Annotated in this window: 22 protein-coding genes; 9 read left to right on the forward strand and 13 right to left on the reverse strand. The window is 65.1% G+C overall.

Annotated features, from left to right (window positions below; translation table 11 throughout):
• Window positions 1–90 precede the first annotated feature (90 nt).
• The gene (locus AC50X7_RS04575; RefSeq protein ID WP_018768505.1) at window positions 91–306 is read left to right on the forward strand and encodes a helix-turn-helix domain-containing protein; all 216 of its coding nucleotides are present in this window, start codon (window positions 91–93) and stop codon (window positions 304–306) included.
• A gap of 60 nt (window positions 307–366) precedes the next feature.
• Here AC50X7_RS04575 and AC50X7_RS04580 read toward each other — a convergent pair whose 3' ends face one another.
• Window positions 367–936: a hypothetical protein gene (locus tag AC50X7_RS04580; RefSeq protein ID WP_494977950.1), complete on the reverse strand. Its 570-nt coding sequence runs from the start codon at window positions 934–936 to the stop codon at window positions 367–369.
• A 139-nt stretch (window positions 937–1,075) separates the two neighbouring features.
• Between AC50X7_RS04580 and AC50X7_RS04585 the strand changes: the two genes are divergently transcribed.
• Together AC50X7_RS04585 and AC50X7_RS04590 are read left to right on the forward strand one after the other, a co-directional pair.
• Window positions 1,076–1,867 (forward strand): LysM peptidoglycan-binding domain-containing protein, encoded by a 792-nt coding sequence (locus AC50X7_RS04585; protein WP_494977951.1) that lies wholly within the window; start codon window positions 1,076–1,078, stop codon window positions 1,865–1,867.
• A 251-nt stretch (window positions 1,868–2,118) separates the two neighbouring features.
• On the forward strand, window positions 2,119–2,421 hold the full coding sequence (locus AC50X7_RS04590) for an Rv3235 family protein (RefSeq protein WP_494977952.1): 303 nt from the start codon (window positions 2,119–2,121) through the stop codon (window positions 2,419–2,421).
• Window positions 2,422–2,547: 126 nt separating this feature from the next.
• Here the strand turns inward: AC50X7_RS04590 and secA are convergent, their stop codons facing one another.
• The 7 genes from secA to mtrA all read right to left on the reverse strand — a co-directional run bounded on the left by secA (window position 2,548) and on the right by mtrA (window position 12,813).
• Entirely contained in the window at window positions 2,548–5,289 is a 2,742-nt protein-coding gene (secA, locus tag AC50X7_RS04595) for a preprotein translocase subunit SecA (protein ID WP_494977953.1), read from the reverse strand.
• A gap of 46 nt (window positions 5,290–5,335) precedes the next feature.
• Window positions 5,336–6,604, reverse strand: a complete 1,269-nt coding sequence (locus AC50X7_RS04600; protein WP_494977954.1) for a winged helix-turn-helix domain-containing protein — start codon at window positions 6,602–6,604, stop codon at window positions 5,336–5,338.
• Window positions 6,605–6,635: 31 nt separating this feature from the next.
• Window positions 6,636–7,361 (reverse strand): ribosome hibernation-promoting factor, HPF/YfiA family, encoded by a 726-nt coding sequence (hpf, locus tag AC50X7_RS04605; RefSeq protein WP_494977955.1) that lies wholly within the window; start codon window positions 7,359–7,361, stop codon window positions 6,636–6,638.
• A 144-nt stretch (window positions 7,362–7,505) separates the two neighbouring features.
• Window positions 7,506–8,426, reverse strand: coding sequence for a ComF family protein (locus tag AC50X7_RS04610; protein ID WP_494977956.1), 921 nt, complete (start codon window positions 8,424–8,426; stop codon window positions 7,506–7,508).
• 109 nt (window positions 8,427–8,535) lie between these two features.
• Complete coding sequence (locus AC50X7_RS04615) at window positions 8,536–10,254, reverse strand: LpqB family beta-propeller domain-containing protein (RefSeq protein WP_494977957.1); 1,719 nt, start codon at window positions 10,252–10,254, stop codon at window positions 8,536–8,538.
• On the reverse strand, window positions 10,251–12,002 hold the full coding sequence (gene mtrB / locus AC50X7_RS04620; RefSeq protein WP_307097810.1) for an MtrAB system histidine kinase MtrB: 1,752 nt from the start codon (window positions 12,000–12,002) through the stop codon (window positions 10,251–10,253). The genes AC50X7_RS04615 and mtrB overlap by 4 nt, the downstream gene beginning before the upstream one ends.
• Before the next feature lie 136 nt (window positions 12,003–12,138).
• Window positions 12,139–12,813 (reverse strand): MtrAB system response regulator MtrA, encoded by a 675-nt coding sequence (gene mtrA / locus AC50X7_RS04625; RefSeq protein ID WP_307094517.1) that lies wholly within the window; start codon window positions 12,811–12,813, stop codon window positions 12,139–12,141.
• Between the two features lie 182 nt (window positions 12,814–12,995).
• On the opposite strand from mtrA, the gene AC50X7_RS04630 reads away from it, so the two are divergent.
• From AC50X7_RS04630 to AC50X7_RS04655, 6 genes are read left to right on the forward strand one after another with little or no spacing between them, the layout of a single operon-like run.
• Window positions 12,996–14,408: a proline-rich domain-containing protein gene (locus tag AC50X7_RS04630; RefSeq protein WP_494977958.1), complete on the forward strand. Its 1,413-nt coding sequence runs from the start codon at window positions 12,996–12,998 to the stop codon at window positions 14,406–14,408.
• The gene (locus tag AC50X7_RS04635; RefSeq protein WP_494977959.1) at window positions 14,398–15,063 is read left to right on the forward strand and encodes a DUF4129 domain-containing protein; all 666 of its coding nucleotides are present in this window, start codon (window positions 14,398–14,400) and stop codon (window positions 15,061–15,063) included. The genes AC50X7_RS04630 and AC50X7_RS04635 overlap by 11 nt, the downstream gene beginning before the upstream one ends.
• Window positions 15,060–16,259 (forward strand): DUF4350 domain-containing protein, encoded by a 1,200-nt coding sequence (locus AC50X7_RS04640; RefSeq protein WP_494977960.1) that lies wholly within the window; start codon window positions 15,060–15,062, stop codon window positions 16,257–16,259. Before AC50X7_RS04635 ends, AC50X7_RS04640 begins: the two co-directional genes overlap by 4 nt.
• Window positions 16,256–17,248: an AAA family ATPase gene (locus AC50X7_RS04645; protein WP_494977961.1), complete on the forward strand. Its 993-nt coding sequence runs from the start codon at window positions 16,256–16,258 to the stop codon at window positions 17,246–17,248. The genes AC50X7_RS04640 and AC50X7_RS04645 overlap by 4 nt, the downstream gene beginning before the upstream one ends.
• On the forward strand, window positions 17,248–18,540 hold the full coding sequence (locus tag AC50X7_RS04650; protein WP_494977962.1) for a DUF58 domain-containing protein: 1,293 nt from the start codon (window positions 17,248–17,250) through the stop codon (window positions 18,538–18,540). The genes AC50X7_RS04645 and AC50X7_RS04650 overlap by 1 nt, the downstream gene beginning before the upstream one ends.
• Before the next feature lie 38 nt (window positions 18,541–18,578).
• Window positions 18,579–19,292 carry a DUF4166 domain-containing protein gene (locus AC50X7_RS04655; RefSeq protein ID WP_494977963.1) on the forward strand — a complete coding sequence of 238 codons (714 nt, stop codon included), beginning with the start codon at window positions 18,579–18,581 and terminating at the stop codon, window positions 19,290–19,292.
• Window positions 19,293–19,325: 33 nt separating this feature from the next.
• On the opposite strand, the gene AC50X7_RS04660 is transcribed toward AC50X7_RS04655, so the two are convergent.
• From AC50X7_RS04660 to AC50X7_RS04680, 5 genes are all read right to left on the reverse strand, one after another.
• The gene (locus tag AC50X7_RS04660) at window positions 19,326–20,360 is read right to left on the reverse strand and encodes a uroporphyrinogen decarboxylase/cobalamine-independent methonine synthase family protein (RefSeq protein WP_494978244.1); all 1,035 of its coding nucleotides are present in this window, start codon (window positions 20,358–20,360) and stop codon (window positions 19,326–19,328) included.
• A 35-nt stretch (window positions 20,361–20,395) separates the two neighbouring features.
• A complete protein-coding gene (locus tag AC50X7_RS04665; protein ID WP_104042356.1) occupies window positions 20,396–20,803 on the reverse strand; it encodes a chorismate mutase in 408 nt (135 codons plus the stop codon).
• Window positions 20,804–20,901: 98 nt separating this feature from the next.
• Window positions 20,902–22,629 carry an ABC transporter ATP-binding protein gene (locus AC50X7_RS04670; protein WP_494977964.1) on the reverse strand — a complete coding sequence of 576 codons (1,728 nt, stop codon included), beginning with the start codon at window positions 22,627–22,629 and terminating at the stop codon, window positions 20,902–20,904.
• Window positions 22,626–23,639 carry an ABC transporter permease gene (locus tag AC50X7_RS04675; RefSeq protein ID WP_494977965.1) on the reverse strand — a complete coding sequence of 338 codons (1,014 nt, stop codon included), beginning with the start codon at window positions 23,637–23,639 and terminating at the stop codon, window positions 22,626–22,628. Before AC50X7_RS04675 ends, AC50X7_RS04670 begins: the two co-directional genes overlap by 4 nt.
• Window positions 23,640–23,641: 2 nt before the next feature.
• Window positions 23,642–24,733, reverse strand: coding sequence for an ABC transporter permease (locus tag AC50X7_RS04680; protein WP_494977966.1), 1,092 nt, complete (start codon window positions 24,731–24,733; stop codon window positions 23,642–23,644).
• Window positions 24,734–24,779 lie beyond the last annotated feature (46 nt).

Genomic DNA, 24,779 nt, shown 5'->3' on the forward strand with positions numbered 1-24,779 from the left:
CAGGGACGCCGGAACAAAAGTCATAAGTCCAAACGAGGCCAAATTGTGGATAACAGCAGCAAACTGCCCGTTCGGTGGCAATATGGATACATGCCCCGGTTTCTTACACTCGCAGACGTCGCCGAGCAGCTTCAGATCAACTCTCCGGCTGCTTACGCCCTGGTCCGCAGCGGCGAGCTCAAAGCTATCCAGGTTGGCGGCCGGGGACAGTGGCGGGTCGAAGAAAAAATGCTTGAGCAGTACATCGAGGAACGGTACGCCGAAGCCAGCCGGATGATCCAGGAATCCCGGTCCAAGTCAGTCTGACTTTCCCTTTCGACGTAGCGCTCCGGCCTTCCTGGTCATTCCGGCAGTGTGCGCCGGCACTTAGATCTCGTTGGCCCGTCGCGACCTGATCGCCGCCAACGCGGTAAAGGGAATTGTCGTCACCTGGCTAACCCGATGGCTGCGGCGCGCTTCGCCCGGGGTGAGGACAGCAAGCTCGAAGTAGTCCCTGCCAACCCGGTCTATGACTCCTGCCATCCGCAGCGCACCCCCGGCATTCCCGATAAGGACCGACAGCTCGGCCCGGTCCCGGGCCATGCCGCGCAGGGCGCTGGCGAGGCCAATTCCCCGGCGCACGGACGACGATTCCGCCAGCGACAGCCGGCCGAGGCCCGCGTAGCGCACCGCTGCCGCGTAGGGAATGAGCAATTGGTGCTGTTCTTCATCCAGCACCAGCGCGTCTCCACCGGCGTGGGTGAGCGTCCCTGAAAAAGATTCGCCGGACGACAAATAGACGGTCAATCGGCAGCCCAAAACCGCCCGCAGCCGGTCAGCCAGTTCCAGGCCAACCATCTCCGCCCGCGCCCGCTCATTGACTTCGGCGTCTAGAGCAAGCCGCTCCGCCTCCGCGAGTTGGCTCTCGAGGTCCTCAAACAGTGCATCCCAGCGCATTCGGCCAGCGTAGGGCCCATGCCAGACAGCGTCAATAACACAACTTTTTCTCTCCAACGTCTGGACAAAGGAAGAAAAAGCAAGGCAAACTGTCCCTACTGATGTCAAACCGCATCAAACTGCATTAAAAGGAAAAGTAATGACTCAAGCAGCAGCAGAACCTGGCCGAGGGACCGATGTTATAAGCGCGACGGCCATATTGCTCTTGGGTGTCCTGCTTTATGCGGTCGGTTCCGGGATTCTGGAGCAATGGCAGCAATCCTCCGCCCGGCACCAGGGACTTCAGGCGGAGCACCTCCTGGGGGCAGCCGCGGCAGCCGCCGGAGCTGGATTGGTGGGCTGGTGGTTTCTTGCATTGCTCTTCGCTGGCGCCACCACTCTCCTTGATCGAAACGGCAAGACCCGTGCGGCGGCACTAACCCGGAAACTCTCGCCCGCCCTCATGCAGCGGCTGGTGCTTGCTGCACTTTCGGTTCAGCTCGTATCCGGTCCGGCCGCGAATGCGCACCCGATGCTGTCCGGACCGGAATGGACCCCCACCCAGGACCATGCAGCATCGGCTCCCGCGAGTCCCGGGAGCCACGTCAACCAGGCATTGGAGCCGGCGGTCGAGGCAACAGCAAAAGCCCGCACGGCTTTAAGAGAGATCAACCCGGGTTGGCAGCCGGCTGCCCCGGTCCCAAGCCCTGGACTGCTGGCGCCTCCTGCAGCACGCGCCGACGACGACACGGAAAGCGGCGCCGGCGCCGTGACCGTCCTGGCCGGAGACACACTTTGGGACGTTGCCGCCCACGCTATGGGTCCAGGGGCCTCGGACGTGGAGATCGCGATGCAATGGCCGCGGTGGTACGAGGTCAACCGGGCGCTCATCGGCCAGAATCCGGACGTGCTGCTACCGGGACAAATACTTCAGCCGCCCTCCGCAGCATAGGCACGGCGGGGCTTCAACCATTCGAGCGATAACTCAAGCCACTAACCAAAGGGGAAAGCAATGACCGCAGCCACACCAATTCGAACCCTCCAAGCACCCGGAAGCGAGGGCAGCCCCACCCCCAGGCGCGTTCCACCGCAGCCTCCCGCCAGGACTTCCCTCCAGCACAGACTGGTACGGCTCCGGCTCTACGTCCGGTCGACTCGTTATCGGAGGTACGGGCGGTCACCCGCGGCACCATCCAGGCAGCCATGGAAGTGCTTGCAGGAATCCGCCCTGTCCATCAGCTGGCACGTCGGCTTGACCCACAATGCCTGGCAGCGCTGCAGCACCGCGCGTGCCTGATCAGGCGCGAGATCACCCGTACCGGCAACCCGGCCCTGGCACGGCTGCACAGGAATTCCATTGTTCGATCGGTCCGCGTTTGCGAAGTAGCGGACGGAGTTTACGAAGCCAGTGCCGTTGTGGTGGACGATGTTCGCGCCAGGGCTGTGGCCGTGCGGCTCGAGCGGGGCAAACAGGTGTGGCGGGTGACTGAGCTTGTTATTGGCTGACGGACTTGCAGCAACGAGCCCTGGCAGTAGCGGGCACCGGCAGATGCAGCGGGACGACAGCAGGGCCGGGGATCATGCCCCGGCCCTGCCCTATCTTCGACTATCAGCTTTCACGTAACCAACGTGTCAGCGCTTTTTCTTCTTAGCCTGCCGCCTGGCAGCGTCCTGGCCCGCGGCTTTAGCAGGATTTCCTGAGCGGCCGGAGGACCGGGTTTCCACCCGGGTCTGCGTGCCGCCATCTTCGCGGGGAGCGGTGTACTGCAGCTGGGCAGGCTGAGCCGGCGCTTCCAGCCCGGCGGCCCGGACCTGCGGCTCCACGTGTTCGGTGTGTTCACCCTCATCGTCCGCCACAACGACGTCCTGGGCAGGAGTGACTTCCACTTCGAGGTTGAAGAGGAATCCTACGCTTTCCTCCCGGATGGCCTCCATCATGCCCTGGAACAGGATGAAGCCCTCACGTTGGTACTCAACGAGAGGATCACGCTGTGCCATCGCGCGCAGGCCGATCCCTTCCTTGAGGTAGTCCATCTCGTAAAGGTGCTCCTGCCATTTGCGGCCGATGACCGACAGGACAACGCGGCGCTCCAGCTCGCGCATGCTTTCAGAACCGATGGCTTCTTCCCGTGCCTGGTACACCAGGCGGGCGTCGGACAGCAGCTCCTCCTTGAGGAACTCAACTGTAAGCCTGGACTTTCCGCCGGCTTCCTCGATGATCTCGTCGGCCGTGACGCTGACCGGGTACAGGGTCTTGAGGTTGGTCCAGAGCTGGTTGAAGTCCCAGTCGTCGCCGTTGCCCTCCGCTGTCGCAGCATCAATGAGGGCGATGATCGTGTCCTCCACGAAGAACTGCACCTTTTCGTGCAGGTCATCGCCTTCGAGGATCCGCCGCCGGTCGCCATAGATGGCCTCGCGCTGGCGGTTCAGGACGTCGTCGTACTTCAGGACGTTCTTGCGCTGTTCGGCGTTGCGGCCCTCCACCTGGCCCTGCGCGGAAGCGATGGCGCGGGAGACGAGCTTGGATTCCAGCGCGACGTCGTCCGGCACCGAGCTGTTCATCAAGCGCTCTGCTGCACCGGAGTTAAAGAGCCGCATCAGGTCGTCAGTCAGCGAAAGGTAGAAACGGGATTCGCCGGGGTCACCCTGACGGCCGGAACGGCCGCGCAACTGGTTGTCGATGCGGCGCGACTCGTGCCGTTCAGTGCCCAGCACGTAGAGGCCGCCCAGGTTGAGGACCTCCTCGTGTTCGTCTTTGACGGACTGCTTGGCAGCTTCAAGGGCTGCCGGCCAGGCGGACTCGTACTCCTCGGAGTTCTCTTCCGGATCCAGCCCGCGCTTGGCGAGCTCGGCCACGGCGGTGAACTCGGCATTGCCGCCGAGCATGATGTCGGTACCGCGCCCTGCCATGTTGGTTGCCACGGTGACGGCGCCCTTCCGGCCCGCCTGCGCCACGATGGCTGCTTCCCGGGCGTGGTTCTTGGCGTTCAGGACTTCGTGGCGGATTCCTTCCTTGGAAAGGAGCCGGGACAGGTATTCGCTTTTTTCCACGCTCGTGGTGCCCACCAGGACCGGTTGGCCCTTTTCGTGCCGTTCGGCGATGTCCTTCACGACGGCGTCGAACTTCACGGTCTCGTTCTTGAAGACCAGGTCCGACTGGTCGAGCCGCTGCATGTCGCGGTTGGTGGGAATGGCAACCACACCGAGCTTGTACGTGCTCATGAACTCGGCTGCCTCAGTTTCGGCAGTTCCGGTCATGCCCGAAAGTTTGCCGTACATACGGAAGTAGTTCTGCAGCGTCACGGTGGCCAGAGTCTGGTTCTCGGCCTTGATCTCCACGCCTTCTTTGGCCTCGATGGCCTGGTGCATGCCCTCGTTGTAGCGGCGGCCGGCAAGAATGCGGCCGGTGTGCTCGTCAACGATCAGGACTTCGCCGTCCAGGATGACATAGTCCTTGTCCCGCTTGAACAGTTCCTTGGCCTTGATGGCGTTGTTCAGGAACCCGATGAGCGGCGTGTTGGCCGATTCGTACAAGTTCTGGATACCGAGGTAGTCCTCAACCTTTTCGATGCCGCTTTCCAGCACACCGACGGTGCGCTTCTTTTCGTCGACTTCGTAGTCCTTCTCCGGCTGGAGACGCAGGACCACCTTGGCAAATTCGCTGTACCAGCGGTTGGTGTCGCCCTGCGCGGGACCGGAAATGATAAGCGGCGTACGGGCTTCATCGATGAGGATCGAGTCCACTTCGTCAACGATGGCGAAGTTGTGCCCGCGCTGGACCAGTTCGGACTTGTCCCAGGCCATGTTGTCGCGGAGGTAGTCGAAACCGAACTCGTTGTTTGTGCCGTAGGTGATGTCCGAGGCGTACTGATGACGGCGAACGGCCGGGTCCTGGTTGGCGAGGATGCAGCCGCTGGTCAGGCCGAGGAAACGGTAGACGCGGCCCATGAGGTCGGACTGGTATTCGGCCAGGTAGTCATTGACGGTAATGACGTGGACGCCTTTGCCGGTGAGCGCATTCAGGTAGGCAGGAGCAGTTGCCACCAGGGTTTTGCCTTCACCGGTTTTCATTTCCGCGATGTTCCCCAGATGCAGTGCTGCCCCGCCCATCAGCTGGACGTCGAAGTGGCGCATGCCCAAGGTTCGTGCGGACGCTTCCCGGACAGCGGCAAAGGCTTCGGGAAGCAGGTCATCAAGCTTCTCCCCCCCGTCCTGGTGGCGTTCACGCAGCCGGTCCGTTTCTTCGCGGAGTTCGGCGTCCGTGAAGGTCTTGAACGAATCTTCCAGGGCGTTGATGGAGTCGGCGTAGTTCCGCAGTTGCCGGAGGGTTTTTTTATCGCCGGTGCGGAGAAGTTTTTCGATGAGTGATGCCACGTGAAGATGCTCCCAGTCTTTGCCGCCGAATTCTGGCGTTTTTAGTCTACGGGAGAGACACCGCCCCGCGGCTCGTTTGTTCCCTGAGAGCGGATACGGGCTGAGTGCCGGCCACTGCCTTTCCGAGGTTCGCCGCCAGATCGCCGCGGTCACCCACCTCCACGTCCGGCAGTCCCAGCCAATCTGCCATCAATCGAAGCTCCGCGGCGAGTTCGACGGCGGTGTCCGCCGGGGCGCCGGGCTCGGCGAAGGCGGACTTGGCCAACAGTTTCCCACCTGCGCGGTCAGCCTTCAGGTCCACCCGCGCCACAATCCGGTCCCGTAGGAGAAAAGGAAGGACGTAGTACCCGTAGCGCCTCTTGTGCTCCGGAGTATAGATCTCAATCCGGTAGTGGAAGCCGAAAAGTTCCTCCAGTCGGCGACGTTCAAAGACCAGGGAATCGAACGGGCTCAGCAGGGCCCGGCCGGCCGCGCGCCGGGGAAGGGTTGCCTCGACGTGGCGGAACACCTCACGGTTCCAGCCGGCGACGGTCACGCGCTCCAGCCTGCCGCAAGCCACCAGACGTTCCACGGATGCAGCTGCGGCCTTGACCGGCGTGCGGAAGTAGTCAGCGAAGCAGCGCACCGTTCCGATGCCGTGCGCCTGGGCAGCCGCATCGATAAGGCGGTGCAGGGCAGGGGCGGGATCCGGTTCACCCGGCTCAGCAAGGTGCACGGCCGGCAGAACCCTGGCGGCCAGCGTGTACTTGCGCTCAAACTGCTCGGTCCGGGAAGCTGCCGAAACCAAGCCCTCCTCAAACAAGTGCTCCAGGACCCGCTTGACGGCGCTCCAGTTCCAGCCCCAGTTGCCCGACTGCTTTTCCTCGATGTGACCGATCCTCGACGCTATTTCGGCAGCTGTCATGGGGCGTGAGGATGCGAGCGTTTCCAGGATCCTGGCCGAGATGGTGGCCCGCACACCCGGGTCCATGCCGGCGGCGCCCACCCAGGCCCTCTTCTGCCAGAGACGGAGGTCGGGAAAATGCTCAGGGCGGATAAAGCTGGCTTCGTGCGCCCAGTACTCCACCATGCGCCGCGGATGGTTACCGGACATCCGCTGGAGGATGGTGCGGTCGTAGTTCCCCAACCGGGAAAAGAAGGGGAGGAAATGACTGCGGGCCAGAACGTTGACGGAATCAATCTGGACGAGCTGGAGCCGGGCAAAGGTGCGGCCCACCGTCCGTGATGTCACGGGGCCGGTGGGCCGTCCTTTGTCGAGTCCCTGTGCCGCCAGAGCGATCCGCCGGGCCTGATCCAGGCTCAGCGTCGCTGGCACATCAGTCCTCTCTGTGGATGGTGTTCACAACCTAAGCGTTTGCTGCTGCGTCATCCGAACGGTACGCAATGATTTTTTCTTCGACCACGGTGTCACCCGGTTCGCATTCATGGTCAAGGGTGATGACCCCATAGGTCCAGCCGCGGCGCCGGTAAACGACGGACGGCGTATTCGTAGCCTTATCCACGAACAGGTAGAAGTCGTGGCCGACAAGTTCCATGTTGTCCACGGCGTCGTCGAGGGAAAGTGACGCCGCCGGGAAGACCTTTCGCCGGATCAGGACCGGGGAATCGCCGGCCGGGATGTCGTTGTCCACATCGTAGGGGGACGTCTCTGCGGGGGCCTCCGCGGTTTCATTCCGGTGGCTCGCCTCGACATAGAGGGGTTCGCGGGTACTGGCAGGCTCCAGCGTGGCGGTTGCTTCCCGGACAGCTTTCGGCGTGTGCCTGCCGTGATGGACCTTCTTGCGGTCCTTGGCCCGGCGGAGCCGCTCAAGCAGCTTGTTGTATGCGAGGTCGAATGCGGCGAATTTGTCAGCGGCGCTTGCTTCGGCACGGATTACCGGTCCCCTGCCCAGTACTGTCACCTCGACTGTCAACTGATCGCCGGTCTGCCGCGAGCTGGTCTCCTTGGAAACTTTCGCATCAACCCGCTGGACTTTGTCTCCCAGCGACTCGATCTTCGAGATCTTCTCCCCGGCATATTCGCGGAACCGGTCTGAAACTGTCAGATTTCGTCCGCTGATCATAAACTCCATGGTGCCCTCCAAATGACTTCGGTGACACGACGGCAGCGCTTCCCTGGGCCGATCTGTTTGACAGTCAAGCCCCTCTCCGAGCCGCCATCGAAAGGTACATTCTGTTCTTGGTACCCACCACCGACGTTAGTTCATAGCCACATGTTATTCATCCTTTCTTGGTTTATTTTTTTCTAAGTCATGCTCCATTCCCCGGGGTTCCGCGGATGCGGCGCCGGTGCCCGAAGAGTCGGGCGGGCGTGTCGCTGCCAGGACCACAGCACCGGTCACGACGGCTCCAGCGAGGTGCAGTGCGCGGGCTGCCTCCGCAAGTGTCGCGCCGGTGGTGAGGACGTCGTCGACGATGATGCAGCGTTGTCCGGCCACCTTGTTTCGTCCGCGCCTGCGGACCCGCATGGAGCCCCGCACGCGCTTGGCGCGGCCGCCACGGTCCAGGCCCTTTTGGCCTCCGGGCAGCTGCAGCCCGGAGGGGCCGGTCTTTTCCAGTACGTCCTGCACAGCGGGACCCGGCAACTGACGTGACACTTCACCCAAAAGCAGGTGGACCGGGCTGAATCCGCGCTTCAGGAAGGCCGCGTTGCTGCTCGGCACCGGAACCAGGCAGTTCGCCTCCGTCCCCGGTAATGCCGAACGGAGACCACCGGCGAGTGCCCGGCCCAGGCTGCTCCTGAGCTGATACTGGCCGTGCCGTTTGAAGGACAGAAGGGCCTGGGCGAGCTCCTCCCGGTAGACGCCGGCAGCCACCACGGGCAGCAGCACGGCCCCGCCGACGTCCATCAGGGCAGGTGCTCCGCTTTCGGCCCGGAAGGGGTCGCGCGTCAGGCGGCGGATGTGGCGGTCGCACTGGATGCAGAGGGCCCGGTCTTCGGCTCCGCAGCATACGCAGTCCACCGGAACAACCAGCGCAAGGAGGTCTGCCGCGGCTCCGGCTGCCTGGTCCGCCAGGCGCAGGAGGACGCTCTGGTACTCGGAGCGGTGCGTGCCGGACCGTTCCGCCGCTGGTAGAAGGTCCGGGTCCAGCCGTATCCTTCTCTCCGCTCCGGCTACATCGAATCTTTTCCTCATCCGGACAAGCTTCCGCCTGAAGTTCCTCAACGGGCAGGCCGTTCCCCGCTATGTGGACAACTTTTGTGTGGGCAATGGCCAGGTGGGCAAGGCGCACCTGTTTACGGCGTCAGCCGGGGAACGACAGGTCGATGGGACCCTTGATCTGCGGGGACCAGCCGTTGCCAAGCCTCTGGAAAACGCCCTCCGCAGACTGCGCGTAGATTTCCTCGGCGCCGTTGCCGGCGCTGAGTGACACCAGGCCTGGCCACGGCGCCAGCTGTTGGGGCTGGCCTGAAGTGAGGGAGAGCAGCTCAGGCGTAACATTCGACGCCGCGGCCCCCTTCATCACGGCAACGGTCGTGTCGCTGACCCACACGCCCTGGTCGGGTTCGCTGTCGGTAACCAGGGTGACGGGCGGAGTCAGCTCCCGGGGTGTTCCGTCCCCGGCCCTGATAATGCCGGTGACCTGCACGCGGGTCTTCCCGTTTTGTTCAGAGATCACCAGCGCACGCACTCCTTCGCGTGAAATCCGAAATTCCTTGACGGTTTTCCCCGCCAGCCAGGCAGGCGCAAGGGTTACTGACGGTACGTTGGCTCCCTCGGGCACGTCGGTGGGCCGGAAGGCAACCACCTCAGTTCGCCCCTGAGCTCCCGGTCCCGCCGACCACACCCAGTCATCCAGGCTGAAGGAGGGCCGGGTCAGGGTACTCCGTGTGGTGAGTGCCCGTGCCGGCTGGCCTGGATTGATGCTGTAAAGGGTGGTGCGGCTGTTGTTAAGGAAGGCCGCGGTCTGCGATACCTGGGATTCTGCGGGGAACCGCGGTTTAAGCGACGACACCGGTTGCATATCCGGCAGCGGTGACACCCTGTTGTTCTCGTAGCGCACCAGCTCGTTGCCACTGACCGCAATCTGGCGCGGGGGCACGCTCTTGTCCAGCACCGGCGGCAGGACCGAACCATTGTCCTCCACCCGGACCAGGTCCTGGTTGGCGCGCAGCTCAACGTTGACCACGTCCGGCTGGCTGCGGAAAGTCAGCGTCAGCTGCATCTGCATCCGCAGGCGGTCTTCGGGAGAGGTTTCGGTAAGTTCCTTGGCCGTCAGGTCCACCTGTGCCGCCCCCGAGACGACCGGCACCGACTCACGGGCCAGCTTTATCCCCGAAGGAAAGGCACTCACCACAGCACCACGCAGGTACGGGGCAGGCCCGGCAAGCAGCGCACTGGTCATCGCCTTGACTGTCTTGTTTTTGATGAACCAGCGGACATCCGGCACCGCGTACGTGAAGCTCGGATCGTAGAAGTAGATGGGGTAGGCGCCGTAAATCACCTTAAACGTCTCTTCGGCAATGGCTGTGCCGTCCGGAAGGGCGGAGATGCGCCATTCCCCGTCCACCTGCGTGACCGTCACCGGGATCTTCTCGACGGTCCCTTCGGGTGACTGGGTAGCGATGCCGTCGGCATCAACCGTATAGGCGACGTCGAGCTCGTAGTTATAGACATTCTCGACCTCTGCCGCCACCACGCGCGCTTCGCGGTAAACAAGGGCGCGCTGGTCTGGCTTCCAGGATACGGACGACGCCTGGGTCAGGTACTGGCGGGCGACAGCGTAGTCGTCCTCATAACCGCTGCCGGCCCGGTAGAAGTAGTCGATGATGGTTTCCGGCGAAGCGCCGGCCTGCGGTGCCGCCGGCAGGAACACGGGTGCGCTCAGGTTGCCTGCGCTTCCCTCGCTGCTTTTGCCCACCGGCCCGGACGTGGGTATGCGGGCACAGCCTGCCAGCAGGACCACCAGCAGGACCAGCAGTAAAGTCAGGGGTCTTGCCCGGCGCGGGGCATGGCCCGTCATGTAGTCTCCTTCGACGTCGACGCCGGAGCCAGCGGCGCTCCGCCGGCTTCCAGCACCAGCATGTTACGGTTGTCCATTTCGCCGGGGATGGTGATGTCCCCCGGTTCCAGCTGGACCGGCGACTTATCGATCTCCTCGCCCTGGCGGAGGGGCAGGGTCAGCCGGAAGTTCGCGCCGCTGCCCTTCTTCCCCCACGCCTGCAGCCAGCCGTTGTGGAGCTTGGTGTCCTCCATTGCGATGGACAAGCCCAGGCCGCTGCCTCCGGTGGTGCGGGCGCGGGCAGGGTCTGCGCGCCAGAACCTGTCAAAGACGCGGGCGGCTTCCGCCGGTGCCATGCCGATGCCATAGTCCCGGACGGCTATCCCGACGGCGGTCTGGCTCGCGGCCACGGTAACCCTCACCGGTTTCCCTTCGCCGTGTTCCACAGCATTGAGGATGAGGTTCCGCAGGATCCGGTCGATCCTGCGGGCGTCCATTTCCGCGATGACGGCGCCGGCGGGGGCACTGAGAATGATTTCGGAACCATATTCAGCCGCGACGGGCGCAGCGCCTTCAATGACGTGGGCCACCACCTGCAGGATGTCCTCGGGCTCGGCGTCAAGCATGGCCACGCCGGCGTCGAAGCGGGAAATCTCCAGCAGGTCCGAGAGCAGGGACTGGAACCGCTCCACTTGGTTGTACAGGAGTTCCGCGGAGCGTTTGTTGATGGGATCGAAATCTTCCCGGGCGTCGTAGAGCACTTCCGCGGCCATCCGGACGGTGGTCAGGGGGGTCCGCAGTTCGTGGGACACATCGGACACAAAGCGCTGCTGCATCTGGGACAGCGTGGCCAGTTGGGTGATCTGCTCCTGGAGGCTGGCAGCCATGTGGTTGAAGGAGGCGCCCAGGCGGGCCACCTCGTCTTCACCGCGGACCACCATCCGCTCCTGCAACTGTCCCGCCGCCAGCTTTTCCGACACCATCGCGGCGTGGCTGACGGGGCTGACGACGTTGCGGGTGACGTACCAGGCGATGGCACCGATCATCAGGACCAGCACGGCGCCGCCGGCCCACAGCACCCTCTGGATCTCGTCGAGGGTTTGCTGCGCCGTGTTGAGATCGTAAATCAGGTACAGCTCATACACGGTGCCGTTGAAGGTCACCTTGTTGCCCACCGCAATGCCCGGACGGTCCTCAGTTCCAACCGGGATAACGGTGGATGCCCAGTATTGGTCCTTCCCGGACTCCTGCACGGATTTGCGCAGTTCCGGCGGGATGACGCTGACCGTCAGCTGGTCCGAAGCCCGCGACTCCACCCACCGGTTGCGCGGCTTGGTCTGTTCGGGCATGGCTTCGAAGACATACCTCCGCTGGATCACCGAACCGCGGCCCTCCACGGCGTTGAGCGTGTCGTACACCAGGGTGATGACGCTGGACTGATCGGTGACCTGGGCGCCGTCGAACGTGTCCTGGACCTGCTTGACGTTGTACCGGGTCTCCGACTCGGCCTGGGTCAGCCGCTCCTGGAAGAGGTTGTTGGCGATCTGGTTGGACAGGTACGCGCCCACTACTGCAAACGAAGTGACGGCCAGGAGCAGCGTGGTGAGAACGGTGCGGAACTGCAGCGAGCGGCGCCACCGCTGGTGCAAGGCCTGCCCTATGTAGCGCAGCGCCGGAAGGAACCGCCGGAACCCTGTTCGGACCAGGCGGGCAACGCGGAGGGTGACGATCAGGGCGCGGCGTTGCCAGATCCGGGCGCGGAAGGACAGCCTCTGGAGGCGGGCTGTTACGGCGTCGGTGTGCTCCGGGGACTTGCCGGGCTCAGGCCGGTCAGGCCCGCCGTGGGGTTCCGGAGAACTTCCCGCAGCGGGCGCGTTGGCAGTTCCCCTCTGAGGAACCTCGGGGTCAGGCCCCTGCTTTGTAGCCGACACCACGCACCGTTAACACAACTTCCGGAGCTTCCGGATCCTGCTCGATTTTGGACCGGAGGCGCTGGACATGGACATTGACCAGCCGAGTGTCGGCGGCGTGCCGGTAACCCCAGACCTGCTCGAGCAGCAGTTCACGGGTGAATACCTGCCATGGTTTGCGGGCAAGGGCCACCAGGAGGTCGAACTCCAGGGGCGTGAGGGAGATCCGCTCGCTGCCCCGGCTCACGGTGTGCCCGGCGACGTCGATGGTGATGTCGGCGATGCGCAGGGTTTCCGGTGCTTTCTGGTCGCCGGGCCGAAGCCGCGCGCGGACGCGGGCCACGAGTTCGGCCGGTTTGAACGGCTTGGGCACGTAGTCGTCGGCACCGGATTCCAGGCCGCGGACGACGTCGGACGTGTCCGCCTTGGCGGTGAGCATCACGATGGGCACGTCCGACTCCCCGCGGATCTGCCGGCAGACCTCGATGCCGTCCACGCCGGGAAGCATAAGGTCCAACAGCACAAGGTCCGGCCGGGATGAGCGGAAAACGTCAAGCGCCTTGGCGCCGTCTGCGCAGAAGACCGGCTCGAAGCCGTCATTGCGAAGAACAATCCCGATCATTTCGGCCAGCGCTTCGTCATCGTCTACCACCAGGATGCGTGCCTTCATAGTTATATATTCCCTTATCAGGCAGGCTTTGTCCTGTTCAGGGCGTTGCGGCATGGCGTAGCGCTAGGTGGCCTGCTTGCCGAACTATAGGCTGGGACCATGCCGGGCATCCCCCGGTGCCCACCGTACGCTGCGGCCCGGGCGCCGGCAGCCGAGGCACTGGACAGGGGGAAGGAACACGGGTGTCACAACAGGATCCTGACGCGCAGCAGCCTGAGGGCGGGGACCGGCCTGCAGAGGACGGCGGCGACCGCAGCAAGAACCCGGGCATCGACGGCGGCCGGGACGCCCAACGCCGTGCGCACAACGACGGCGGGCCGGGCTTTGGCCCGAACTTTCCGCCCGCGCCCCCCAACGGCCAGCCCGGGTGGGGTGCGCCGCCCGCATGGGGCGTGCGGCCTGGAGCGGGTAACCAGCCAGGGTGGGGCGTGCCGCCCGCGTCCCAGCCAGGGCAGCAGCAGTGGGGCGGACCCCAGCCCCCTTACCAGGGCTCACCCTACGGCCAGCCATCGTACGGCCAGCCGCCTTACAACCAGCCCCGCTACGTGGCCCCGCCCAAACCGGGGATCGTTCCGCTGCGCCCCCTGATGTTCGGTGAGATCCTGGACGGTTCCTTCCAGACAATCCGGCGGAACGCAAGAGCCATGCTGGGTGCCGCCGTCCTCGCCCAATCGCTTGCAGCAATCCTCGCAGCGGTCATCACTGCCGTGACCGCCACTTCGGTGGGCTCCTTTGAAGCATGGGTGGAAACCGCCAGCCCAGCCGACCTTGCCTCGCTCGGCATGGGGTTTCTGGCTGCCATCCTGGTGGTGGTTATCCTGACGCTCTTTATCTCGGCCGTGCTCCAGGGCGCGATGGTGGTGCCGGTGGCACGGTCCATCCTTAACCGCCCCACGGGGTTCAGGCAGATGTGGCGCCTGGCCCGTTCGCGTGCCTGGGCGCTGGCCCGCCTCGCAGCGCTGATAATGGCGGCGGGCCTACTCGCGTTCCTGGTACTGGCCGGGATCGCCGTGGCGCTGGTCGCCGGCATGGAGGGCACCGGTGCCCTCCTGCTCATTCCCCTGGTGCCGGCTTTTATCGCCCTGTTCGTGTGGATCTATACCAAGCTGATCGTGGCCCCTGCCGCCGTCGTCATCGAGGAACTGGGCGCACTTGACGGCCTGCGCCGTTCCTGGTCACTAACCCGGGCCAACTGGTGGCGGATTTTCGGGATCACTCTGGTAGTGAGCATCATGGTGGGCGTTATCGGGCAGGTGGTCATGATCCCGGTGAGCCTGCTGCCCACCTTCCTTGGCGGAACCATCTCCCCGCACGGCGGTACCGAACAGGCGATCGGCCTTGCGGTTGCGGTGGGGGTTGCCACTGCCGTCCTGGGCGCCCTGGTCGGCGCCGTAGGCTACGCCTTCCAAACCTCTGTGATGGCGTTGATCTACATGGATCTTCGGATGCGGAAGGACGGACTGGACATCGCCCTGCTCCGGCTGCTGGAAACGGGCGCAGACCCTGAAGGCATTCCGGGACGTGGGATGACTGCCGCCGGGCCGGGCCCATATTCCGGGAACGGCCCCGGCGGAGCATGGCCGAATGGCCGCTGAACCTCCCGTGCTCCCGGGGGCCGAGGAAGCCCGGCGATGGGCAGCCGAGGAACTGGCTAAATCCGAATACCTGGATGCCGAGCCAAGCTGGCTTGAATCGCTGTGGCGCAGTTTCCTGGACTGGCTGCTGTCCCTGGACGGGCCATCCGGCGAAGCGGGCCCGGTACCGAGCCCTGTCATCGGCATCGTCATCGCCGTGGTCATCGCCATCGCCGTGATCCTGGCCCGGCCCCGCCTGAACCCGAAGGCCCGGCAGAACAAGGAAGTCTTCGAACCGGACAGCGAACTGACAGCTTCTGACTACCGGCAGCGCGCGGAAGCTTCGGCTGCGGCAGGCAAGTGGGCGGACGCCGTCGTCAACCGTTTCCGCGCGCTGGTCCGGTCCGCGGAAGACCGTACAGTCCTGGATCCACAGCCGGGCCGGACGGCGGACGAAGTGGTCCTCGCCCTGTCCATCCCGTTCCCGGCCGAGGCGGCGCGCCTGGACCAGGCCGCCAGGACCTTCGACGCAGTCCGCTACGGAAACTGGATGGCAGGCAGCTTTGATTACCAGGCCATAGCGGCCCTCGACCAGGACCTCGAGGCAAGCAGGCCCGCTAAAAGCTTCGGGCCGCAGGATGACTCCGTGGGGCAGGATCCGGCGGTGCTGCCATGACCGGAACGGCTTCCGAAGTCACTGACAAGGAAAGCCACAGCCCGGAAACCAAGGTTCCCAGCAGGAATCCGCTCCGTTGGCTCCACCGGCACCGGGCGCTCGCGGCCGTGGCCGTTGTGGTGGCCGCGGCGCTGGGACTGGTTGTCTGGGGACAGTTGGCGCCCAGGGGAGACGGTGTTTCCCTGTCCGTCCACAATCCGGGACCCAACGGGGCACAGGCAGTCAGCCAGATTCTGGGCCGTCACGGGGTGAACGTCCGCGACTCCAACACGTACAAAGACGCCACGACGGCCTTGGAAAACAGTGACTCCCCCACCCTTCTGCTGCACGACCCGAACGGGTTCCTGGATGAGTCCCGGCTGAGGGAGTTGTCCCGTGCGGCGGAGCGGGTGGTGGTTGTATCGCCCCGGCTGCAGACACTTGCCGCACTGGACAGCGGAATCAGCCAGGCAGGTGTAGTTCCCGAGGCATCGCCGGTGCTGGAGCCCGGCTGTTCGCTTCCGGATGCGCAAGCAGCCGGCGCCGTCTCCGGCGAGTCAGGCTTCGTGTACGACGGCGGGACGTCCTGCTACCGGCCGACGGCGTCCACCGCCGGGCTGCTTGCCGTCGGCGGGGACGGGCACGTTTCGGTCCTGGGCAGCACCGCCATCCTCAGCAACGCACGGCTCGACGAACTGGGCAACGCCGCCCTCGCGATCAGGATGCTGGGCAACTCGCCGGACCTGGTCTGGTACCTGCCGTCCGTGGCAGACCTGGATACTTCCGGCTCCTCGCAAACGCTCGATGAACTTGCACCGGACTGGGCTCGTTTCCTTGGCCTGTGGCTCGCTCTGGTGGCCCTGGCCGCGATCCTGTGGCGGGGCCGGCGCCACGGGCCGCTGGTTTTCGAACCACTGCCCGTGGTGGTGAAGGCCTCGGAGACGGCTGAGGGAAGGGCACGGCTTTATCACGACTCGCACGCCATCGACCAGGCACGGGACAACTTACGGGCCGGAACACTGGTGAGGCTTGCAAGGAAGCTGCGGCTGGGGCCGGGGGCCACCGCGGACGGCACGGCCGAAGCTGCGGCCCGCTTCCTGGACCGGCCGCCCCACGACATCAAACAACTCCTCAACGAACGTCCACGCAATGAGGCACGGCTTGTGGCCTGGTCGCAGGAACTGGACACCCTAGAGAAAGTGGTCAACAGCCGATGAGCGAACAAGGCAGCGGCCCCCGGGTCCTTGACAACACCCATGATTCGGCCCGGCAGGCGCTGCTGGACGTGCGCCATGAGGTGGCAAAGGCTGTGGTGGGGCAGGATGCCACCGTCACCGGCTTGCTGATTGCCCTGCTCTCCCAGGGGCATGTGCTGCTGGAAGGAGTACCGGGTGTGGCCAAGACCCTGTTGGTGCGGGCGTTGTCCGCAGCCCTGAGCCTTGACACCAAACGCGTGCAGTTCACCCCGGACCTGATGCCGGGTGACGTCACCGGGTCCCTCGTGTATGACTCACACAGTTCCGAATTCTCGTTCCGGGAAGGGCCGGTGTTCACCAACCTGATGCTTGCAGACGAAATTAACCGGACCCCGCCCAAGACCCAGGCGTCGCTGCTCGAAGCAATGGAGGAGCGGCAGGTCTCCGTGGACGGGGTTTCCCGCCCGCTGCCCTCACCGTTCCTCGTTGCCGCCACCCAGAACCCGGTGGAGTACGAAGGCACCTATCCCCTCCCCGAAGCCCAGTTGGACCGGTTCCTGCTCAAGCTCACCATGCCGCTGCCGGAGCGCCGCGATGAGATCGAGGTCATCAGGCGGCACGCCGCCGGCTTCGATCCCCGTGACCTTGCAGCCGCCGGCGTCAGGGCAGTGGCAGGTGCCGCCGACCTGGAGCGGGCCCGGCAGGCGGTGGCGACCGTTGCTGTGGAGCCCGAAATCATTGGCTACATCGTGGACCTGGTGCGGGCCACCCGCTCGGCGCCGTCGTTCCAGTTGGGCGTCTCACCCCGCGGTGCAACGGCGCTGCTGAACACGTCCCGGTCCTGGGCATGGTTGTCGGGACGGGGTTTCGTCACCCCGGACGACGTCAAGGCGCTGGCCTTGCCCTGCCTTCGGCACCGGGTGGCACTGCAGCCTGAAGCCCAGATGGACGGGGTCCGCGTGGACGACGTTCTGGCCAGCATCCTCGCATCCGTACCCGTACCGCGCTGATGGCCATTTCCGGGCGGTTTGTGCTCTTGGTGCTGCTGGGCCTTTTGCCGGTCCTGCTGCTGCCCGGTTGGGGAACGGTCCTTGTAGTGGCCGGCTGTCTGCTGGCCCTGGCAGCCGTGGACCTGGTCCTGGCCGGCTCGCTCCGCCAGGTCCAGGTTGTGCGCCGGGAACCCGGGAACGTGACGCTGCATGGGACGGCCGAGTCCGTGCTTGCTGTCCGCAATAGCGGACGGCGCCGGTTGCGCGGGACGTTGCGGGACGCCTGGCAGCCTTCCGCCGGGGCACAAAAAGCCCTTCAGGACATCAACGTGCCGGCCGGCGAAGGCCGGCGGACCACGGTGCGGCTGAAGCCCGTCCGCCGCGGCGACCTCAAGGCCCCGCACGTCACCGTCCGCTCCTTCGGCCCGATGCTGCTGGCCGCCCGCCAGCGGACTATCGACTGCCCCGGGTTACTGCGGGTCCTGCCCCCTTTTCATTCCCGGCGGCACCTGCCGTCCAAACTGCGTAAGCTGCGCGAACTCGACGGTAAGGCCGCCGTCCAGATCAGGGGCGCCGGCACTGAATTCGATTCCCTGCGGGATTACGTCCGGGGTGACGACGTCCGGTCCATCGACTGGCGGGCAACGGCACGCCGGACTGCGGTAGTGGTGCGTACCTGGCGGCCGGAACGCGACCGGCGGGTCGTAATGGTTCTGGATACATCCAGGACGTCGGCCGCAAGGATCGACGATGAGCCCCGCCTGGACACCGGCATGGAAGCAGCCCTCCTGCTGGGAGTCCTCGCGGAAAGGGGCGGCGACCGTGTGGACTTTCTGGCCTTTGACCGCCGGACCCGGGCCAGGGCTGGATCTGCCGGCCAGGGTAACCTCCTCGGCCGGCTGGTCCAGGCGATGGCCCCGCTGGAGGCGGAACTCATCGAACTGGACTGGTCAGCGATCCCGGGGCAGGTCCGCGCCGTATCCGTGCACCGGTCGCTGGTGGTGCTGTTGACCTCTTTGGAGGGCGGTGCGCCGGAGGAAGGCCTCATCCCCACCGCGGTGCAACTGGCCCGTCAGCACGTCGTGGTGGTCGCAGCAGTCCGTGACCCCCAGCTCGGGCTGATGCTGCGGGAGCGCGACAGCGCTGCAGGTGTGTTCCGCGCCGCCGCCGCCGAACGCGCCCTTCTGCAGCGCGCGGCGGTGACTGCCGAGCTCCGGCACCACGGCGTGGAAGTGGTAGACGCCGAGCCGCAGGAACTGCCGCCCCAACTGGCTGACATGTACATCAGGCTCAAGGCTGCAGGTAGATTGTGAAGTCACAATCTACCTGCAGATGCCCCCAGGAGGTCTCCATGAATGTACCGATCTATCAGCAGGCCCTGGGATCGGACTTCCGCCGGCTGCAGCCCGAACTGCAGCAGTACTTTACATTGACGCCGGGCAGCGGAAAGTATGGCGTGGGCGAGGGAACGTTCGACGTCGTGGGTTGCCGGCAGGACTGGCTGCGTCCCCTGTTGCGGCTGACCAGAGGGGAGGAAGCGTTCTTTCCCGAGTACGGCGAGAACATTCCGTTCCGTATCGAAAACCATGCCCACCAGGATCCCTTCGGCCGCTCCAGCCTGACGGCCCGGCGTGAAATCCGCTTCCCGGAGCGGACCCGGATCTTTCAGGACACCACCAGCGTGACCCGCGGGAACGGGGCACCCCAACTGGTCGACTACGTAGGCCGGTACCGGCGGCTCGTGACAAATCTGAACCTGACAGTGACACCGGAGGGACGGCTCCGCGGCGTTTCAGAAGCTTCCCGGCTTTTCCTTGGCCCCCTCCGCATTCCGCTTCCCGCCGCCTTGGATGCCAAAGCCTACGCGGAACAGTGGTGGGACCCGGCCGACGGCAGCAACGGCCGGCACCACATCCAGGTCAAGGTGATCCAGCCCCAGATCGGCCTCGTGCTGGTCTACGCCGGCAGCTTCGACTACAGGCTGCGCCCCTACACGGGCGGAAGCTCCGCACAAAGCTTCCTGCCGCGGTACGCACAGCCGGACCGTTGGGAAAACCGGGTCTGAGCAGCTGCCTGCGGTGGCGCTTCGTCCTCGGCGCTAGCCCTGCGCGAGCTGGTTCAGCCCATCGGCGAGCTGGGTAATGCGTCCAAGGACGGCCTTAGCCTGGGCCGGACTACTGCCGGCGAGCCCGGCAGAGGGTGTGACGCGCAGGGTGCTGAGGGCCGTTGCCGCCAGGCCCAGCTGCCGCCAGGGGCGCCACACCGCCTCAACGCAGTCAGCCACTCTGGGCAGGGAGTTTCCTGCCACGTCCAGCGCGCCAAGCCACAGACGCTTTTCCGATTCCACGGCACCTGCCAACTGCTCCCATTGCCGGGCGGTCAGTGCCTTCAGCGGAACGGCAATACCATCGGCTCCGGCCGCGAGGATCTGCTCGAAGGGCGCCTCAATTTCAGGAACAGCTATAACGATTTCAGCGGCGCCCGCGGCCCGCAAAGCATCCAGTACCACCCGCCAGGACTCGCGCGCTTCAGAGGCCGCCACGGAACGCAGGGTGCGGTAGCCGCTGGAGGTGGGAATGGTGCCGGCCAGGACAGCCGCGATATCAGGCTCGTCCACCTGTACCACCAGCCGGGCGCCGGGCACAGCTGCGGACACCCGCGAAAGATAAGGCCCGACGCCGGCAGCAAGTGAGGCAGCCAGATCCCGCCGCGCGCCGTAGTCAAGCAGGGCGCGCTCGCCGTTGTGCAGGTGGAGGCCGGCAGCCAGGCTGAGCGGACCCACCAGCTGGACCTTGACCTCGGCAGCAGGCTTTTCCTCGGCCCCGGCTACGTCAGCGAGGATGTTGATGTCAGTGGCAAGGGCAGAGGCGGCGCGGCGGAAGTCCTTGCCGGGTCGGTCCACCAGGCGCCAACCGAAAGGCTGGACGTCCACCGCCAGCTCCTCCAGGAGGCTGGCAGTGCGCCCCAGGGCATCTGAACCGACGCCCCGGTCCGGCAGTTCGGCGAGGAACGGCAGGTGGGGGCTGCCCAGCTCGCCCCGGATGATTTTTGCCGCTTCCACCGGAACCTCGCCCGGCCATGGGCCCAGCCCGGTGGCGGTTACTTCCCGCGGCGGCGCCTCGTTCCCGCGGATGGCACCGGAACCTGCTTGGTGCTGTTCACCCGCGCTCACGCGAGTGCTGATGCCTGCGGGTGCTGTCCCGAGGCGGCCTCATGGTCCTCAGCGATCGCCTCGTGATGCCGGATGACCTCGCCGATGATGAAATTGAGGAACTTCTCCGCGAACGCCGGATCCAGGTGGGCGTCTTCGGCCAGCCTGCGGAGCCGGGCGATCTGAGCCGCCTCACGCCCCGGGTCACCGGCCGGCAGCCGGTGGGCCGCCTTGAGGAACCCCACTTTCTGGGTGGCCTTGAAGCGCTCGGCCAGGAGATAGACCAAGGTGGCATCGATGTTGTCGATGCTGGAGCGGATGGACAGCAGTTCAGCCATCACCGAGTTGTCCACCTGGCCGGCCAACGAACTGGCGGAGGGGTCGAAGTCATCGGAGTCAGGAGTGTGAAGGTTGTGCTGCGTCATGGTTCAAGTCTATGGGAGGGCAACTGAATCGACCGGGTGTTAAGCGCCGGTGCCGGCATTGCTCACCGGCGCTAAACAGGGGTTTGGACCTCTACCGGTCAGATGCCTAGCAGTGCCCGGTGTTCTTCACGCCGCCTGGCCTGTTCCTGCGGATCCGGTACGGGCAGGGACGCGATGAGCCGCCGCGTGTAGTCATGCTGGGGGTTGCCCATCACCTGGCTGCCGATCCCCTGCTCCACCAGCCTGCCCTTGTACAGCACGCCCACCCAGGAGGACAGCGTGTCCACCACGGCCAGGTCATGGCTGATAAAGAGGCAGGCAAAGCCGAACTCCTGCTGGATGTCCTTGAACAGCTCCAGGACTTTCGCCTGTACCGAAACGTCCAGGGCCGACGTCGGCTCGTCAGCTATCAGCAGCCGCGGATTCAGGCTGAGGGCCCGCGCCAGGGACGCGCGCTGGCGCTGGCCGCCGGACAGTTCGTGCGGGTACCGTCCAGCGTACGACGCCGGCAGCTGGACTGATTCGAGCAGCTCGCCTACGCGTTTCCGCGCCTGCGCCGGGCTTGGCTTGGTGTGGATAACCATGGGTTCGGCGATGCAGTCCCCGATGGTCAGTTGCGGGTTGAAGGAGGCGGCCGGGTCCTGGAACACGAAACCGATGTCCTTCCGGAGCGGCTTGAAGGTGCGTTCCCGGAGGTTCAGCATCTCGTAGCCCAGCACGCGGAGGCTGCCGCCGGTGGTCCTGCTGAGGCCGGCGATGGCGCGCCCGATGGTGGTCTTTCCGGAGCCGGACTCCCCCACCAGTCCGAACACTTCTCCCCTGGACAGGGTGAAGCTGACCCCGTCCACGGCCTTGAATGCAGGCGTTCCCAGCCTCCCGGGGTACTGGATGGTCAGGTTGCTGGCCTCCACCAGGACTTCCTCATCCTGGTGCGCCCGGCCGGTCAGCCCTTTCGAGGCGGAGTTGTGTCCAAGGTGGGGCACCGCAGCCAGCAGCTTTCGCGTGTAGTCCTGCCGCGGTTCTGCAAACAAGGTGCGGGCGGGCGCTTCCTCGACGACGTCTCCCTGATACATCACCACCACGCGGTCTGCGAGGTCTGCCACCACCCCCATATTGTGCGTGATGAGCACGATGGAGGTCCCGTACTTGTCCCGCAGGTCCCGGAGCAGTTCCAGGATTTCGGCCTGGACTGTGACGTCCAGCGCGGTGGTGGGTTCGTCGGCGACGATCAGGCCGGGATTCAGTGCAAGCGCCGCGGCGATGACCACCCGCTGCTTTTGCCCGCCCGAGAACTGGTGCGGGTAGTAGTTGACGCGGTTTTCCGGATCGGGGATGCCGACCTTACGGAGGGCCTCGATGGCCCGGGCCTTGGCTTCCTTCGCTGAAACCCGTTTCCCTCCGGCGCCCGCGTGGGCGCGGATGCCTTCGGCAATCTGCCAGCCGACGGTGAAGACCGGGTTGAGTGCTGTGGACGGTTCCTGGAAAACCATGGCCACGTCCCGGCCACGGATTTGGCGGAGGCGGGCGGCACTGACGCTGATGACATCAGCCCCGTTGATCACCACTGTCCCCAAGCTGCTGGCCGTTTCCGGCAGCAGGCCGAGGATCGTCTTGGCGGTGACCGTTTTTCCGGAGCCGGACTCCCCGACGATCGCGAGCACTTCTCCCTTCCTGACCTCCAGGCTGACGTCCTTGACTGCATGGACAGGACCGCCGTCGGTGGCAAAAGTGACCTGGAGGTGATCGATGTCGAGGACTGGGCGGCCGCCGACGGACTGGCCTTCGCCGGAATGCCGGCCGGACAAGGGATTGATGTTGACGGTCATGATGCCCTCACTGCTGTCTCGACGGCGGATGTGTCCACCGGCGCCGGGGAGTTGCCGCTTGTGCTCTTGCGTCCGCGCAGGCGCGGATCGTTGAGGTCGTTGATGCTCTCGCCCACCAGGGTCAGGCCCACCACGGTCAGGACGATGGCGAGGCCCGGGAACATGCCGGTCCACCAGATCCCGGAGGTGGTGTCGGCGAGCGCCTTGTTGAGGTCGAAGCCCCATTCGGCGGCCGAGCTGGGTTCGATGCCAAAACCCAGGAATCCCAGTCCGGCAAGGGTGAGGATGGCCTCGGAGGCGTTGAGCGTGAAGATCAGCGGCAGGGTGCGGGTGGCGTTGCGGTAGATGTGGCGGCTCATGATGCGGATGTTGGAAGCACCCACCACTTTGGCGGACTCTACGAACGGCTCAGCCTTCAACCTGACGGTCTCGGCCCTGATGACGCGGAAATACTGCGGAATGAAGACCAACGTGATGGCTGTGCCGGCGGCGAAGATGCCGCCGATGAGGCTGGACTGGCCGCCGCTGATGACGATGGCCATCACGATGGCCACCAGCAGCGACGGAAAGGCATACACGGCGTCGGCGATCACCACCAGGATCCGGTCCAGCCACCCGCCCAGGTAGCCGCTGACCAATCCAAGGACGACGCCCACGACGATGGACATGGCCACGGCGACCACGATCACCAGGATTGCGGTCTGCGCTCCCCAGATCACCCGCGAAAGGACGTCGTAGCCGCCTACCGTCGTTCCGAGGAGGTGCTTGCCGCCCGGGGCCTGTTGCGTGGGAAAGTTGCCGTCGGCGTCGGAAAGCTGGGAGAAGCCGTAGGGCGCGAGCAGCGGGGCAAAGATCGCCGTCAACACAAAAGCGCCGGTGAGGATCAGGCCCGCCACCAGCATGCCGCGCTGGAGCCCGACACTCTTGTTGTAATGCGAGATGACGGGAAGGCGCCGGTACCAGGGGGCCCGGGGACTTTCCATGGGGACGGGAACTGCTGGGATGCTCATGGTCAGTACCTCACGCGGGGATCGATCAGCGCGGCGATGATGTCCACGATGAAGTTGGTCATGGCCACGATGATGGCGAGCAGCACCACGATCCCCTGGACGGCGACGAAGTCACGCGCCGTGAGGTAGTTGGCCAGCTGGAATCCCAGGCCCTTCCACTCGAAGGTCTTCTCCGTGAGCACCGCACCGCCGAGCATCACGGCGATCTGCAGCCCCATCACGGTGATGATGGGAATCAGGGCCGGCTTGTAGGCGTGCTTGGTGACCAGGCGGTATTCGCTGACTCCCCTGGACCTGCCGGCCTCCACGTAATCCCTGCCCAGGGTTCCAATCACGTTGGTCCTGACAAGGCGCAGGAAGATCCCTGCTGTCAGGAGCCCAAGCGCCACCGCGGGAAGCACAGCGTGGGCAAGGACGTCGCTGAGCGCCGCCATGTTTCCGCTTCGAAGGGCGTCCAGCCAGTAGATCCCGGTAGGGGCCTCGAGGGATGTCAGGGCAAGTTCGCTGGATGTTTTGGCCCTGCCCGCCACCGGGAGCCAGCCCAACCAGACAGCGAAGGTGAGCTTGAGCAGCATGCCCGCGAAAAACACGGGGGTGGCATAGCAAAGAATGGCGAAGACCCGCAGGACGGCGTCGGGCGCCTTGTCCCTGCGGTGCGCGGCAACCATGCCGAGGGGGATGCCTACCAGGAGGGCGACGAGCAGTGCGTTGATGGTCAGCTCGAGTGTCGCTGACCCATAGGTGGTGAGCATTTCGACGACGGCCCGGTTGTCCGTGAGCGTGCGGCCGAAGTTGCCCGTGGCCAGTTGGCCGAGGTATTCGAAGTACTGGACCAGGAGGGGCCTGTCGTAGCCTGCGGCCTGAATCCGCTCCTGAAGCTGGTCCGCGGGGAGCCGTCCGCCCATGGCTGCAGTGATGGGGTCACCGGTGATCCTCATCAGGAAGAAGACCATGGTCACGAGGATGAAGATCGTGGGGAAGATCAGCAGGAAACGGATCAGGATGTACTGTCCCAGCCCCCCGCCGGAGGATTTCTTGGTGGCCGGCAGAAGGTTGTCCGCGTCGCTTGGGGGCGCGTCTATGAGTGTTGTCATGGGTACCTAAGGTTGTCGTTTCCGGCGCTGCGGCCCAGCAGGAGGG

Source organism: Pseudarthrobacter sp. Hb11 (assembly GCF_059383655.1).